This window comes from Alcaligenes sp. NLF5-7, from assembly GCF_024266725.1.
Lineage (GTDB): Bacteria > Pseudomonadota > Gammaproteobacteria > Burkholderiales > Burkholderiaceae_B > Alcaligenes > Alcaligenes phenolicus.
In genome coordinates, this window is sequence record NZ_CP100755.1 from 801,462 (window position 1) to 815,166 (window position 13,705).

12 protein-coding genes are annotated in these 13,705 nt (G+C 57.0%); 5 read left to right on the forward strand and 7 right to left on the reverse strand.

All coding sequences use genetic code 11. The annotated features are described in order from the left end of the window. Positions 1-47 precede the first annotated feature (47 nt). Positions 48-776, forward strand: coding sequence for a 16S rRNA (uracil(1498)-N(3))-methyltransferase (locus MID00_RS03755; RefSeq protein WP_254499715.1), 729 nt, complete (start codon positions 48-50; stop codon positions 774-776). Positions 777-779: 3 nt separating this feature from the next. Here MID00_RS03755 and MID00_RS03760 read toward each other — a convergent pair whose 3' ends face one another. The 4 genes from MID00_RS03760 to MID00_RS03775 form a co-directional block, all read right to left on the reverse strand. Beyond that, positions 780-1,247, reverse strand: a complete 468-nt coding sequence (locus tag MID00_RS03760; RefSeq protein WP_009455142.1) for a barstar family protein — start codon at positions 1,245-1,247, stop codon at positions 780-782. Next, positions 1,247-2,443, reverse strand: a complete 1,197-nt coding sequence (locus MID00_RS03765) for a patatin-like phospholipase family protein (protein ID WP_009455143.1) — start codon at positions 2,441-2,443, stop codon at positions 1,247-1,249. The genes MID00_RS03760 and MID00_RS03765 overlap by 1 nt, the downstream gene beginning before the upstream one ends. Positions 2,444-2,451: 8 nt before the next feature. Beyond that, positions 2,452-4,746 (reverse strand): NADP-dependent malic enzyme, encoded by a 2,295-nt coding sequence (locus MID00_RS03770; protein WP_254499716.1) that lies wholly within the window; start codon positions 4,744-4,746, stop codon positions 2,452-2,454. Positions 4,747-4,962: 216 nt separating this feature from the next. Further along, positions 4,963-5,862, reverse strand: a complete 900-nt coding sequence (locus MID00_RS03775; RefSeq protein ID WP_009455144.1) for a hypothetical protein — start codon at positions 5,860-5,862, stop codon at positions 4,963-4,965. Positions 5,863-6,004: 142 nt separating this feature from the next. On the opposite strand from MID00_RS03775, the gene MID00_RS03780 reads away from it, so the two are divergent. Continuing rightward, complete coding sequence (locus tag MID00_RS03780) at positions 6,005-7,165, forward strand: pyridoxal phosphate-dependent aminotransferase (RefSeq protein WP_022983433.1); 1,161 nt, start codon at positions 6,005-6,007, stop codon at positions 7,163-7,165. Positions 7,166-7,259: 94 nt separating this feature from the next. Here MID00_RS03780 and MID00_RS03785 read toward each other — a convergent pair whose 3' ends face one another. Beyond that, positions 7,260-8,099: a lytic transglycosylase domain-containing protein gene (locus MID00_RS03785; protein WP_254499717.1), complete on the reverse strand. Its 840-nt coding sequence runs from the start codon at positions 8,097-8,099 to the stop codon at positions 7,260-7,262. A gap of 96 nt (positions 8,100-8,195) precedes the next feature. Here MID00_RS03785 and MID00_RS03790 point away from each other — a divergent pair, with 96 nt between their 5' ends. Beyond that, positions 8,196-9,740 (forward strand): UbiD family decarboxylase, encoded by a 1,545-nt coding sequence (locus MID00_RS03790; RefSeq protein ID WP_250756741.1) that lies wholly within the window; start codon positions 8,196-8,198, stop codon positions 9,738-9,740. Between the two features lie 125 nt (positions 9,741-9,865). Here MID00_RS03790 and MID00_RS03795 read toward each other — a convergent pair whose 3' ends face one another. After that, a complete protein-coding gene (locus tag MID00_RS03795; protein ID WP_368044558.1) occupies positions 9,866-10,339 on the reverse strand; it encodes a VOC family protein in 474 nt (157 codons plus the stop codon). 37 nt (positions 10,340-10,376) lie between these two features. Further along, complete coding sequence (locus MID00_RS03800) at positions 10,377-11,300, reverse strand: LysR family transcriptional regulator (RefSeq protein WP_230940579.1); 924 nt, start codon at positions 11,298-11,300, stop codon at positions 10,377-10,379. 306 nt (positions 11,301-11,606) lie between these two features. Between MID00_RS03800 and MID00_RS03805 the strand changes: the two genes are divergently transcribed. Both MID00_RS03805 and MID00_RS03810 read left to right on the forward strand, forming a co-directional pair. Further along, a complete protein-coding gene (locus tag MID00_RS03805; RefSeq protein WP_022983431.1) occupies positions 11,607-12,986 on the forward strand; it encodes an MFS transporter in 1,380 nt (459 codons plus the stop codon). 246 nt (positions 12,987-13,232) lie between these two features. Further along, positions 13,233-13,667, forward strand: a complete 435-nt coding sequence (locus MID00_RS03810) for a hypothetical protein (protein ID WP_035271159.1) — start codon at positions 13,233-13,235, stop codon at positions 13,665-13,667. Positions 13,668-13,705: the final 38 nt, after the last annotated feature.

Sequence of the window (13,705 nt, forward strand, 5' to 3'; positions counted from 1 at the left end):
GGGTACGGTATGCTTGTGCGGTTTTTTATGCTTGATGGTGTCTTGATATGACAGCTCCCCGTTTCTACCACCCCCTGGACTTGACGGCCCAGACCGAGATCGCCCTGCCCGAGGCTCTGGCGCATCACGCTATCCGGGTGCTGCGTTTGAAGGACGGTCAGGACATTGTCCTGTTTGACGGGCGCGGAACCCAGTATCCCGCCATCTTGCGCATTGATGGCAAAAAGGGCTTTGCCAGCCTGGGCGATGCCCAAACACCTGTCCGCGAGCTGGCCGGTCGCATAACGGTGCTGCAAGGCATTGCCTCCAGCGACAAGATGGACTGGATTATTGAAAAAGCCGTGGAAATGGGCGTCAGCCGCTTTGTGCCGATTCGCGCGCAACGTAGCGTGCTGCAACTGAACGCGGAGCGGCAGGCCAAGCGCATGGGCCATTGGCAAAGAGTGATTGAGTCGGCCAGCGAGCAGTGTGGTCGCAACCGCTTGATGGAACTGTCAGCGCCGCTGACATTGGCCGAATACTTCCGCGAGGCGGAAACTGGCCTGCATCTGTTCTGTGATCCCGATGCGCCCCAGCAATTGGCGCAGGCCATCGGACCGCAAGATCAGGCCATGACTATCTTGATTGGCCCCGAAGGCGGGTGGTCGCCCGAAGAGCAGAAGGTGGCACTGGGAGCCCAGGCTCAGGCGATTCGTTTCGGGCTCCGCGTGCTGCGAACCGAAACCGCCGCCTTGGCGCTGACAGCAGCGATCAGCGCCTTGCAAGGCTGGGAATAAGGCTTATTCTTCGTCCTGGCTGGAGTAGGAAGCAGGGGTCTCACCCGGTTCAGGGTCAGGATGCTTGCCAGCGTGCAGAACGACACATACAAAACGGCGCTCGTTGTTCGAGGCCCAGGCATGCACATCTTCACACACGCCCAAAATAGCCTGGGCGTCTTTTTCCAACGCAGGATCACCACTGTGCAGATTGTCCAGCCACAGGGCCAGGCCTGCTTTCTGATCCAGCACGGTGTCACACAGGCAATCGTAGAGCGCATCCAGATTGCCACCAAAAAATTCAGGGTAATCGACAGCCTTGGCGACTGCTCGCAGCACAGCGGAACGATTGCGCGCACGATCGCAACTTACTTCCAGGGCGGTAAGCCCCTGGTCCTGTGCCTGCTCCAGAAAATCAGCAGCCGTCAGGCCCGTTGCGTCGAGCACACCGCCTTGTTGCAAAGCTTCTTGCAAAGTCAGGGATTGGCTCATCAGGACGCTTCCTTAAAAAACGCTAACACTTCTTCACGACGACTCATGGTATCGGTCTTTCCTAACTCGATCAGCTCTTGGGTGTAGCCGGACTCGAATAACAAATATGAAATTAATGCACCGCCTGTGGTCGGACCGGACTTTGAAGATACACCAAGTACTCGAAATAGGGTACGTGCAGCAGTTGGCATCTGATGAATATGCCGAGTGGCAATTTCATCCAGCGAGCGGCTGGGGGTGATGGCAAACGTGCTGACAGGACGCAGCGATTGGCTTTGTAATACATTTGCAGGCATATAGGCAAGCAATGTATTGATGCGTTCCATACGCTCAATATCCGTTGACACACTATCGAGGAATATGTTGGATAAAGCATAGCCACTGATCTGCGCCAAAGAGGGGTATGGCGGATCCCTGGATTCCTGCTCGTGATAGGTGTTGTCGGCGTATCCGGTACCCACAATCAGCACCTTGTGCGCTCCCAGATGAATGGCCGGACTGATGGGTGCCAACTGACGCATCGTCCCGTCCCCGCACCACTGGGTTTGCTTGCCCACTTGCAGAGACTGAGCCGGAAACATGAAGGGAATGGCGCTGGAAGCCATCAGGTGGTCCACCCCGATGACACCGGGGATGGCACGGCGCAGATTGCGCGTCCAGGGGCGAATACGCTCGTCAGACTGATAGAAAGTCAGGTGCTCACCAGTGGTGTAGGCCGCTGCCGTAATCGCCAGCGCGCCCACATGCTGCTGGGCCAGATTGCGCTGCAAACGGTCGAAGTCCAGGCTCTCTTCCAGCAGGTCGCGCAGGGGCGAATTATCCAGCATGGAGTGCGGCACATGGTCACGCAGACGCGGCGCCAGCCAGCCCAAGGCCAGCGTGGCCACCCAGTGCACACTGGTCGCCAGCAACTGCAAAGGGTCAGCATGAAAAATATCGTTGGTGCGCAACGAGCCCCACAGCTGTTGTATATGGTCTACAGCCTCATGAGGCCTGTCGGCGCGGCACGCCAATCCGGCAGCGTTGATGGAGCCTGCCGAAGAGCCACAAATAATATCGAAGGGATTGCGAAACTGAGGGTTGCGATCAGGGTCCAGCAGCTCCAGCAAACCGGCCAGCACCCCGGCCTGATACGCACCGCGCGCCCCGCCCCCATTCAGGACCAATGCCACAGGAGCGGGAGAGCGCTGGATCATGATCGGTATCAGCCTTCAGTAGCGACGTTGGCATCCACTACCGTGACCGCCGTCATATTGACGATACGGCGCACCGAAGAAGTGGACGTCATGATGTGAACCGGTGCTCGTGCCCCCAACAGGAAGGGGCCGATTGCCACGTTACCACCGGCAGCCGTCTTGAGCAGGTTGTAGGCAATATTGCCTGCCTCCACGTTCGGGCACACCAGCAAGTTCGCCTCGCCAGTCAGGGCCGAGGTGGGCAGGATTTGATGGCGGGCCTTTTCATCCAGCGCGCAATCGCCGTGCATTTCCCCGTCCACCTCCAGACTGGGGTCCAGCTTGCGCACACGCTCCAGCGCACCCCGCATGGTGACGGCGGCAGGCGAATCATTGGTGCCGAAGTTGGAGCTGGACAGCAAGGCCACCTTGGGTTCGATATTGAACTGACGCATCTTGCGAGCTGCCGCCAAGGTGATCTCGGCTACCTGATCCGAATCGGGATCGTGGTTCACGTGCGTGTCCGTCAAGGCCACGGTACGCTCGCTAAGCAGCAGAATATTCATGGCCGCATACGTTTCCACGCCGGGGGCTTTGCCAATCACCTGATCGACCAGCTCCAGATGGTTCTCGTAACGGCCCACCGTACCGCAAATCATGCCATCAGCATCACCCAGATGCAGCATCATGGCGCCGATCAAGGTTGGGCGACGACGCATTTCCACACGCGCCATCTCTTTACTGATACCGCGACGGGACATGATTTCCCAATAGCTGGTCCAGTAACGGTGAAAGCGATCATCCTGTTCGGGGTTGGTCACTTCCACATCAATGCCCAAACGCAGGCGCAGGCCATAGCGTTCAATACGCTGCTGCAGGACAGCCGGACGCCCCACCAGAATCGGGCTGGCCAAACCTTCATCCACAATAATCTGCACGGCGCGCAGCACACGCTCGTCCTCGCCCTCGGTAAAGACCACACGAGACTTAGCGCCTTCCTGCACCAGGCCACGGGCCAGCGAATAGATGGGCTTCATGAAGGAGCCGGACTTGTAAACGAACTGACGCAGCTGATAGATATAGCTTTTCAGGTCCGCAATCGGACGCGTCGCCACGCCTTCCTCCATCGCTGCCTTGGCAACGGCAGGAGCAATGCGGACGATCAGGCGCGAGTCAAAAGGACGGGGAATAAAGAAGGAGGGCCCAAAAGACACTTCCTCCAGCCCATAGGCAGCCGCAACCCCTTCGTCCTGCTCTTCGCGTGCCAGCTGACAAATGGCCAGCACAGCGGCTTTTTCCATGCCGCGTGTAATCGTGGTGGCGCCTACGTCCAGCGCGCCACGGAAGATATAGGGGAAGCACAGCACGTTATTGACCTGGTTCGGGTAATCCGAACGGCCAGTTGCCATGACCACGTCGTCGCGCACGGCGTGAGCGTCTTCGGGCAGAATCTCGGGGTTAGGATTGGCCAGGGCCAGAATCAATGGCCGGGCGGCCATCCTCTTCAACATTTCGGGCTTGAGCACACCACCAGCGGACAGGCCCAGAAAGACATCGGCCCCATCAATCACATCATTCAGGGTACGGGCATCGGTCTGTTTCGCGAAGCGGGCCAGCTCGGGTACGGGATTGCCGGGGCGGCCTTCGTACAGCACACCATCAATATCCGTCACCCAGATATTTTCCAGCGGCAAACCCATATCAATCATCAGGTCCAGGCAAGCCAGCGCGGCCGCACCGGCCCCAGAAGTCACCACCTTGACCTGCTTGATGTCTTTTTCAACAACGCTCAAGCCATTCAAGAAGGCTGCTGTCACACAAATGGCGGTGCCATGCTGGTCATCGTGAAAGACAGGAATGCTCATGCGCTGGCGCAGCTTGCGCTCCACCTCGAAACACTCGGGTGCTTTAATGTCTTCCAGATTGATGCCGCCAAAGGTCGGCTCCAGACCTGCAATAATGTCCACCAGCTTGTCTGGGTCGGTTTCATTGATCTCGATATCAAAGACATCCAGACCCGCAAAACTCTTGAACAGCACGGCCTTGCCTTCCATGACCGGCTTGGAGGCCAGCGCGCCAATATTGCCCAGCCCCAGCACCGCCGTGCCGTTGGAAATCACCCCGACCAGATTGCCCCGACCGGTATAGCGGAAGACATTTTGCGGGTCGTTGACGATTTCCTCGCACGCGGCCGCCACACCGGGCGAATAGGCCAGTGCCAGATCGCGCTGGTTGGAGAGTTGCTTGGTCGGCGTGACCGATAACTTTCCGGGCCTGCCCTGTTCGTGATATTCCAGGGCTGCTTTCCGAAAATTGGCGTCCATGCTTATACCTACCCAAAAATCCATTCAAAACGGACCGGGATCGCCAGAGCGTCGCCATTGCCTGTCAACGTGAATTCAAACAAGCGCGTGGCTTGATACGCTGAATGCTGTTCTCGTCTCCGAAACCCCGGTCACCTTGCCTGGCCCTCAAGGCCAAAGCAAGGACCATTCTAGCCCTTGAGTTACAACATGGGTCAAGCACAGGCCAGGACAAACTTATAGCGTTTGGCCCGGATAGGAAAATCGGTCCGCTGGATCAAACAGAGCTTTGATGCGGCTATCCACATCCTGGGCTTGCCAGGGCTGCTCCTGATTCGGCCAGGACCAGTCTTGCGGGTCCGAGCCGCTTAAAACGGCATCATCCAGCACCAGCCATTCCACCCAGGCCAAATCACCGCCGTGGCCCAGCATCAGATGAGCCAGATTGATGCCCTCGCCCTCAAGCGGCTCCAGCGCATCCAACCTATAGCGGCAAGGCCATTGTTCCTGTCTCAAGGCCTGCGTTTCGGATTCGCCCATCAATTGGAACAGGGCCGGAATCAACTGCTGCATGCGCAGGCTATCAAGCGGGTTGCGGTTTTCCTGACCAAAGGGACCCAAGGCTGCCTGCGTGTTGTCAGCCAGAATGACCGAGCAGTGCAATACGCCCGACAAGGCAGTGCGACCTGTGGGCCAATCATGCTGGCGTCGATCCGCCAGCCAGGCGGCCACGGTCATCCCGGCAGGCGCATTGGCCAGTCCTTGAAAACCTTTGGCTTCCATTTCACCCAGCAGACAGCCAGGCTGAACAAACCAGCGATTGGAGTTGGGTTCCAGACGGTCGCAGCGGGCCATCTGTCGGCCCGGTGCCAGAACAATCAAGGGTCCATCGGTTTCACTGGCCTGCGGCACACCTTCCAGACACACCGTCACACCGTACTCGGCGGCCAGCGTCAACACCATATGGACATCCGCGCTGGAGGCAGGCTCCAGACGAGCCTGCTCGTGATCCGGTTCCGCACTGAGTTCTGACCACTCACCTTGAACCCGAGCTTTCAGACGTGAGCAAAATGTCTGCCACGCTGTTTGGGGAGGACGACGTCCCATCAAAAATGCACGCCGCGACGAAGAAACCATAGACTTTTCCTGCAACAAACCTAAACTTGAGTCTCACTGGCCCGACGGTTTGTACCCCTACAGGGCACACGCACATGCCACAGCCACCTGACGCCCTTTTGAGCAAGGTCCTACAATACACTTTTTACCCGAGATTTGCCGTATGTCCCGCCTCGCCAGTCGTACCGAACATGTTCTTCCTTTTCATGCTGTTGAACTCTTCAAACAGGCTAATGCCCTGAAGGCCACGGGCCGCGACATTATCAGCCTGGGCATAGGCGAACCGGACTTCACCGCCCCGCAAGCCGTGGTCGATGCGCTGCATCAGGCCAGTAATCAAGGCTTGAGTCAGTACACCGCCCCTGCCGGTCTGACGGCTTTACGTGAACGCATCGCCCTGTATTACGAGCAGCAGTTCCAGGCCCGTGTCGACCCTTCGCGTATTGTGGTCACGGCCGGCGCATCCGGTGCCCTGTCTCTGGCTACGCTGGCTCTGATCAATCCTGGTGACGAAGTGCTGATGCCCGATCCGTCCTACCCGGCCAACCAGAACTTCATCATGGCAGCCGGTGGTACGGCCCGCCTGATCCCGGCCTCGGCGGAGGAACGCTTTCAACTAAGTGCCCAGCATATTCGCGAGCACTGGGGCCCCAAGACCCGCGGCGTTCTGATTGCGTCGCCCAACAATCCCACCGGCGCAACGATTTCCCGCCTTGCCCTGCAAGAACTGATCAAGGAAGTGCGCGCCCGTGACGGCTTCATCATCATGGACGAGATTTATCTGGGTCTGTTTTATGAAGAAGCACCGCTCAGCGCCCTGACCCTGGATCAGGACATTATTGTTATCAATAGCTTTTCCAAGTACTTCCACATGACGGGCTGGCGTCTGGGCTGGTTGATCCTGCCCACCTGGATGACAGAGGCTTGCGAGCGCATGGCTGCCAGTCTGGCAATTTGCGCTCCCTCCCTGGCCCAACATGCCGCCCTGGCCTGCTTCGAGCCTGAAACCATGGCGATTTATGAAGAGCGTCGCCTGGCCTTCAAGCAGCGTCGTGATTATCTGCTGCCCGAGCTGGAGCGTCTGGGCCTGCGCGTGCCCGTCCGCCCTGACGGCGCTTTCTATATTTATACGGATATTCGTGAATACAGTCAGGACAGCGATGCCTTCTCGCAGCAACTGCTGCACGAGGCCGGAGTGGCCGCTGTGCCGGGCCGGGACTTCGGTACGGCCCACGCACCTTATACCTTGCGCCTGTCCTACGCCACTGGCATGGACCGCTTGCAGGAAGCGATCAGTCGTCTGGGACAATTTCTGGGCCGCTAAACCCGGCATCGTTTCAGTCTGCCGGGCAGTGCAGCCCGACACCAGTAAAGTATTTCGGGCCGCAAGGCCCGATTTCTTTTTCCATTCAGACCACTTAGCGTGCCCGGATCGGAATGCCCGAGGCCAAGGCAATACGGCGACGTTCAGCCAGCACCTTCGCGCCATAGCCGCCATCGCTAGGCCCGGTTGCGCCCACATAACAGGCCAGGCCACCTTCAAGAGACCCTCGGCGGCGAATACAGTCCGACAGAATCTGCGCACCCACCCGAATATTTGCCTCGGGGCTCAGCACCGCCAACGTCCCTTCCATATAGATATCGAACTTCTCTTTATGGACTTTGGTCATCACCTGCATCAAGCCCTGCGCACCTACATGACTTTCCGCATAGGGGTTGTAGCGTGACTCAATGGCGATCACCGCCAGAATCAATTGCGGGTCCAGGTTCTTTTCCTTGCCCACAATAAAAGCGGTGTGGATCAAGGCCCCCGCCACCGAATAGGCAATCTTGTACTTGCGCGCCAAATAGCTGCGCAAGGCCTGCTGCTGAGCCGCCGTGACGCCCGCAATGGGCTGCCCGGTGACCGAAGCACGCAGGTTCTTCATAAAGCCCTGATAAGTAGAGACAGCTTGCTGCTGTTCTGTCTGGCTCAAGTCCTCGCCCTCTTCGGACAGGTTGGGCTGTATCTTGTCCGCTGGCCAGACTGCCTGGCTGTACGCATCGTATTTCACCGCCTCGGGGCGCAGGGTTTGCACGAGACCGGTATAAAGCTGGTTAAACTGAGCGCGCATCGACGGCACAACCACACAGGCTGCAATCGTCACCAGTACGGCAATGCCCAGGTACATGGCACACACGTGCACAAACTCACCGATGCGATACGTCAGGGTGCGGGCCGAGCGACTAAGTACATAGTCCATATCTTGGAAGCCCATGGGATCATCCTTAGTATTGCTAACTGCCCGATGTTAACCTTAGAACCTGTTCAAGGTCTTAACCAAAAATATCTGCAAGCGGAGCCCCGTTCTTCTGTGAAATACCGTGACTTGAGAGACTTTATTGCCCAGCTGGAAGCCAAGGGCGATCTGAAGCGGATTACGCAGCCAGTTTCCACCTCGCTGGAAATGACTGAAATCAGTGACCGGGTACTGCGTGCCGGTGGACCGGCGCTTTTGTTTGAAAACGCCCAGCATCAAGGCTCCAAAGCCGCCATGCCTGTCCTGGCCAATTTGTTCGGCACGCCACAACGCGTCGCCTGGGGCATGGGTGCACAGGATGTGTCGGCATTACGCGACACTGGCGAACTGCTGGCCAATCTGAAAGAGCCACAGGCCCCCACCGGAATGCGTGATGCACTGTCCAAAGTGTCCATGCTCAAGTCCGCCCTGTGGGATATGAGCCCCAAGAATGTCCGCTCTCCCGCCTGTCAGGAAGTAGTGCTGGAAGGCAAGGACGTGGACCTGAACCAGATCCCCTTGCAGCTATGCTGGCCCGGCGACGTGGCCCCCTTGCTAACCTGGGGTTTGGTGATTACCAAAGGCCCCCATGCTAAACGCCAGAACCTGGGTATCTACCGTCAGCAACTGATTGGCCGTAACAAGCTCATCATGCGCTGGTTGTCCCACCGTGGCGGTGCCTTGGACTTCCGCGATCATGCACTGACCAACCCTGGCAAGCCCTTCCCGATTGCCGTTGCCCTGGGCACCGACCCCGCCACCATTCTGGGTGCGGTCACCCCCGTGCCCGATAGTCTGTCCGAATACCAGTTTGCCGGTTTGCTGCGCGGCTCGCGCACCGAAGTGGCCAAAGCCCTGGGTAGCGACTTGTCTGTCCCCGCCTGGGCCGAGATTGTGCTGGAAGGCCATATCCTGCCCAGCAATCACCCGGATGCCCTGGCCGCCGAGGTGCCTGAAGGGATGAAGCCGCCCGCAGACAGCAGCTACGAAATGGCACTGGAAGGCCCTTACGGCGACCACACCGGCTACTACAACGAGCAGGACTGGTTCCCGGTCTTTACTGTCGAGCGCATCACCATGCGCCGCAACCCGATTTACCACAGCACCTACACCGGCAAGCCGCCCGATGAGCCTGCCGTTCTGGGCGTTGCGCTGAACGAAGTCTTTGTACCCCTTCTGCGCAAGCAATTGCCTGAAATTGTGGACTTCTACCTGCCTCCCGAGGGCTGCAGCTACCGCCTGGCCGTGGTGTCGATTCGCAAGCAATACGCAGGCCATGCCAAGCGCGTGATGTTTGGTGTCTGGAGCATCTTGCGCCAGTTCATGTACACCAAGTTCATCGTGGTGGTGGACGAGGATGTGAACACGCGCGACTGGAAAGAAGTGATCTGGGCCATGACTACCCGTATGGACCCGGTACGCGATACCGTGCTGGTGGAAAACACGCCTATCGACTATCTGGACTTTGCCTCGCCCGTTTCGGGACTGGGCGGCAAGATGGGCATGGATGCCACCAATAAATGGCCCGGAGAAACCCAGCGCGAATGGGGTACGCCTATCCAGATGGATGAGTCCACCAAGAAGAAAGTGGACGATATGTGGAGTTCGCTGGGGCTGTAAGCCAGAACGCGCCTTCATATGGCATGTTCCAAAAACAAACAAAGACCATCACCGCGACGGTGCATGGTCTTTGTTTTATTCTGCTCTTCAATGCGGGCCAGTCAACGCTACGCCCAAGGCCAGTATCAGGTCGGCGAGGCCAAAGGCTCCACCAGTTCAATCAGGTACTCATCCGGGTCAAACACAAAGGCGATCGTGCGTTTACCGTGATTCATCTGCTTGGGAGGTGTCTTGATCCTGACGCCCTGCTCTTCCAGATAACGCACCGCCTGATGCACGCCCTGGACCATCAAGGCCAGATGACCAAAGGCCCCGCCCTTTTCATACGGCTCTTTTTGATCCCAGTTCCAGGTCAACTCCAGACTGAACTGCGTGCTCTGATCAAAGCTGAGAAACACATTGGTAAAGCGGCCGGACTCATAGTCCGTGTGGCGCACCACATGCATGCCCAGAATATCGCGGTAGAACGCCAGGGATCGCTCCAGATCCAGGACGCGCAACATGACATGATCAAGGCCAAACTGTATTTGGGAAGTGCTCATAGCAAGGGGTAGAGGGTTGAAAATTGCAATGTAGCAAAGCCGCCATCCTTGCATCATGACCGCTCATCAAGGGTCCATGAGAAATACTCAAGCCTTACGCACTGGCTGCCATCAGCTCCGACGAGATGGTCTGGATGAATAAAGGCACACAGGGATTGGCATTGCTTTCCTGCCACATGATGTTGATGAAGGACTGCGGATGCTGGCCCGACAAGTCCAGATCAATCGCCACCAGATCACGGTGCACGTACTTGCGCAAGGACTGCGACAAAACGGCAATGCCGATATTGGCCGCCACCATGCTCATGATGCCGGTAATGGTGCTGGCTTCCTGTACGGAATTGGGATGGAAACCGGCATGTCGACACAGGGAATAGAAATAACGCCGCCAGACCTGCCAATGCGTCTTGCTGCCCACCACAAAACGCTCATTGGCCAGTTCCACCAAGGGAATGGATTTTTCCTTTGCCAAAGGATGATCGCTCTGCAAAAGAACGATGGGATCATCACGACATACCGGCTTCCACAGCACGCCCAGTTCCTCGGGGTCATCAGAGAAAGCAAAGCCAAAGCCCAGGTCCAGACTGCCCTGCTGCAAGCCCTGTATTTGCTGCTGCGTGGGCATATATAACAAATCGGTTGTGATGTTCGAATACTGCTGCTTGAAGTGCTCCAGCGTTCTGGGCAGCACGTCCTGCACCGCATAGTCGTTATAGGCAATGATCAGGTGTCCGATATCGCCAAACTTGGCTTTCTGGGCCAGCTCGATACCGCGCTCCAAATGCACAAAAACCTGTTCGATTTCCTGCAGCAATAAAAAGCCTGCCGCTGTGAGCTTGACCTGGCGGGTGCTGCGTTCAAACAGGTCCACCTGCAAATCATCTTCCAGCTTTTTGATGATGCGCGTCAGGCCCGGTTGCGTGATGTGCAGCAGCTCCGCCGCCTTCTTGAAATGCAATTGTTCGGCCACCGTTTTAAAGGCGCGCAGGTGATGCAAATCCAGGCGTGCGGGAATCATGGTTTTGCTCATATTTTAGATTGATAACATCGCGATCAATAATAGTGCGCGAATAGTGAATGGACAAGCAATTTGCAGAGGATTAGCTTATCTAGCACGCACTGGATGGCGCTTTGCAAGCATGCCAGGACCGGATGCCCAGCCCCACGGAAAGGAGGAACTCATCCTGTTGCAGCCGATGCTCTAGCCGAGCTTTCAACCAATACCAAGAAAAGATAGACACGTAGAAATAATAAAAAAACCAGCTACCCCCACAGGGTTTGATTTCAAAAAACAGATAGTCCCAATACTTGAGGAGACATAAGTATGCAAAGGGAAAGCACCGTGGCCGAATCGGAACATACCGATACGGGTCACATCAAGAAAGTAATGATGGGTTCAGCGGCCGGTACGATCGTTGAATGGTTTGACTTTGCCTTGTTCGGCTATATGGCCGTCTACATCGCACAAAACTTCTTCCCCTCGGAAGACAAGATGGCGGGCCTGCTGGCCACCTTTGCCGTATTTCTGGTGTCCTTTATTGTTCGCCCCCTGGGCGGCATCTACTTTGGCAGGCTGGGCGACCGCATTGGCCGCAAGAAGATTCTGGCCCTGACTGTCTTGCTGATGTCCGGGTCCACCGCCGCCATTGGTCTGATTCCAACCTATGAAAGTATTGGCATCTGGGCTCCGGTTCTGCTGATCATCATCCGCTGTATTCAGGGGCTGTCGGCCGGTGGCGAATATACGGGCGCCACCATCTACACCGTTGAACACAGCCCCATGAACAAACGCAACTCCTACGCCTGGGCCATGTCCGGTGCCACCTACTTTGCGTTTGCACTGGCAGCCGGGATCAGCGCCGGTCTGGCCGCGATTGTCGGTACCGAGGCCATGGGTGATTGGGGCTGGCGCACCATCTTCCTGCTGGCCGTTCCCATGGGCATCGTGGCCTTCTTCATTCGGGATCATCTGGCCGAATCGCCCGAGTTCCAGCAGATGCGTGCGGAGAAAAAAGGTCAGCTCAGCTACAGCGCGTCCCAGGTCTTCAAGGCAGAGGGTTCCAATATTGTGAAGCTGGGCGGCTTTATCGTGCTGTACGCCCTGTCCTTCTACATTTTCTCCACCTACATGAACACCTTCCTGCGCACGGTCATTGGCTTGTCCTCCGTCCAGTCCCTGACTGCGAACATGGTTGCCCTGCTGTTTGTCACCGCCCTGACCCCGCTTGCCGGTGTGATCTCGGACCGGGTGGGCCGCCGTCGCATGATGCAATTTGCCGCTGTCTGGCATGCGCTGTTCACCATTCCGGCCTATATGATCGTCAGCAAGGGAGCTTCGTTGGAGGCCGCCATTTTCGGCATGCTGATTATCGGTATTGGTCAGGTGGCAGCCAGCGTGGTGGCCGTCACCCTGCTCTCGGAGATGTTCCCGACCGACATGCGCTATACCGCTTCGAGCATGTGCTACAACATCACCTTCGCAATTTTTGGTGGCACCGCACCTTACCTGGCTATCTGGCTGACGGCGCAAACAGGCAGCTATCTGGCTCCCGCGTTTTACGTCACGGTGGTCGCGGTTCTGTGCTTTTTCTGGGTGACTGTGCTGATGCCCGAAACCGCCAACAAGCCTTTGCGCCGCTACCACACCGAGCCGGCTCATGATGCCAAACCGGCCGTCAGCATGGGCAAGGCAGGCGCCAGTTAAGCCTTCTTTATTCCCGCTGGTTTTCCGCAATCAACAGCCCTGTTTTACAGGGCTGTTTTTTTATGGAAAAAGAGCATTGATTTACATTAAAAGCAATTCACATAAAGCTGATTCTGCCCATACAGAAACAGTATTCCCATACCGGCTTCTATAGAATAACCTTCTATAGCCCGCGTCAAATATAGACTCACCTCCTGCCTTAAGCAGACTGAAGAATGCGCTTGCACTGCCCAAGGGATTTGCACCATGACCACCATCAGCCTCACCGACGTAACCGTAAGCAGCGACGCCGCCTCGCATGCCCAAGGGTGGCTGACGGTTCAATTCAGCAATGGCTACCGCATCCAGGCCTCCTGCCCCGAGAGTAATGACAACTGGGCTCAGGGAACCCGGCAGTTGTGCAAGCCAGGACATCACGACGGTCTGGCTCCCACGCAGGTGGACGAGCTGCTGATGCAAGCGGCTGACGATGGCAGCTATGTCGTCTTGCAGGCCACTTTACCCAAGACCTCCATTCCCATGACCTATGCCCGTCCCGCTGACGAGCACGTTTATATGGAGCTGTCCCATAAACAGCAAAGCGTTTTCAGCGCAGATTTTCTGGCCATTGCCGCTATTATTTTCGGGGCCTTGTATGGTTTGAAATGGCTCTTTGAAAAGTACCTGCTGCCCAAACTATAAAAACGCAGCCCAAAAAAAACGTCCTGTAAAAACAGGAC

Excerpts from the sequence above, each read along its gene's own strand:
- MID00_RS03755 (WP_254499715.1), top strand. The coding sequence starts at position 48 with ATGACAGCTCCCCGTTTCTACCACCCCCTGGACTTGACGGCCCAGACC.
- MID00_RS03760 (WP_009455142.1), bottom strand. The coding sequence starts at position 1,247 with ATGAGCCAATCCCTGACTTTGCAAGAAGCTTTGCAACAAGGCGGTGTG.
- MID00_RS03765 (WP_009455143.1), bottom strand. The coding sequence starts at position 2,443 with ATGATCCAGCGCTCTCCCGCTCCTGTGGCATTGGTCCTGAATGGGGGC.
- MID00_RS03770 (WP_254499716.1), bottom strand. The coding sequence starts at position 4,746 with ATGGACGCCAATTTTCGGAAAGCAGCCCTGGAATATCACGAACAGGGC.
- MID00_RS03775 (WP_009455144.1), bottom strand. The coding sequence starts at position 5,862 with ATGGTTTCTTCGTCGCGGCGTGCATTTTTGATGGGACGTCGTCCTCCC.
- MID00_RS03780 (WP_022983433.1), top strand. The coding sequence starts at position 6,005 with ATGTCCCGCCTCGCCAGTCGTACCGAACATGTTCTTCCTTTTCATGCT.
- MID00_RS03785 (WP_254499717.1), bottom strand. The coding sequence starts at position 8,099 with ATGGGCTTCCAAGATATGGACTATGTACTTAGTCGCTCGGCCCGCACC.
- MID00_RS03795 (WP_368044558.1), bottom strand. The coding sequence starts at position 10,339 with ATGATGCAAGGATGGCGGCTTTGCTACATTGCAATTTTCAACCCTCTA.
- MID00_RS03800 (WP_230940579.1), bottom strand. The coding sequence starts at position 11,300 with ATGATTCCCGCACGCCTGGATTTGCATCACCTGCGCGCCTTTAAAACG.
- MID00_RS03805 (WP_022983431.1), top strand. The coding sequence starts at position 11,607 with ATGCAAAGGGAAAGCACCGTGGCCGAATCGGAACATACCGATACGGGT.
- MID00_RS03810 (WP_035271159.1), top strand. The coding sequence starts at position 13,233 with ATGACCACCATCAGCCTCACCGACGTAACCGTAAGCAGCGACGCCGCC.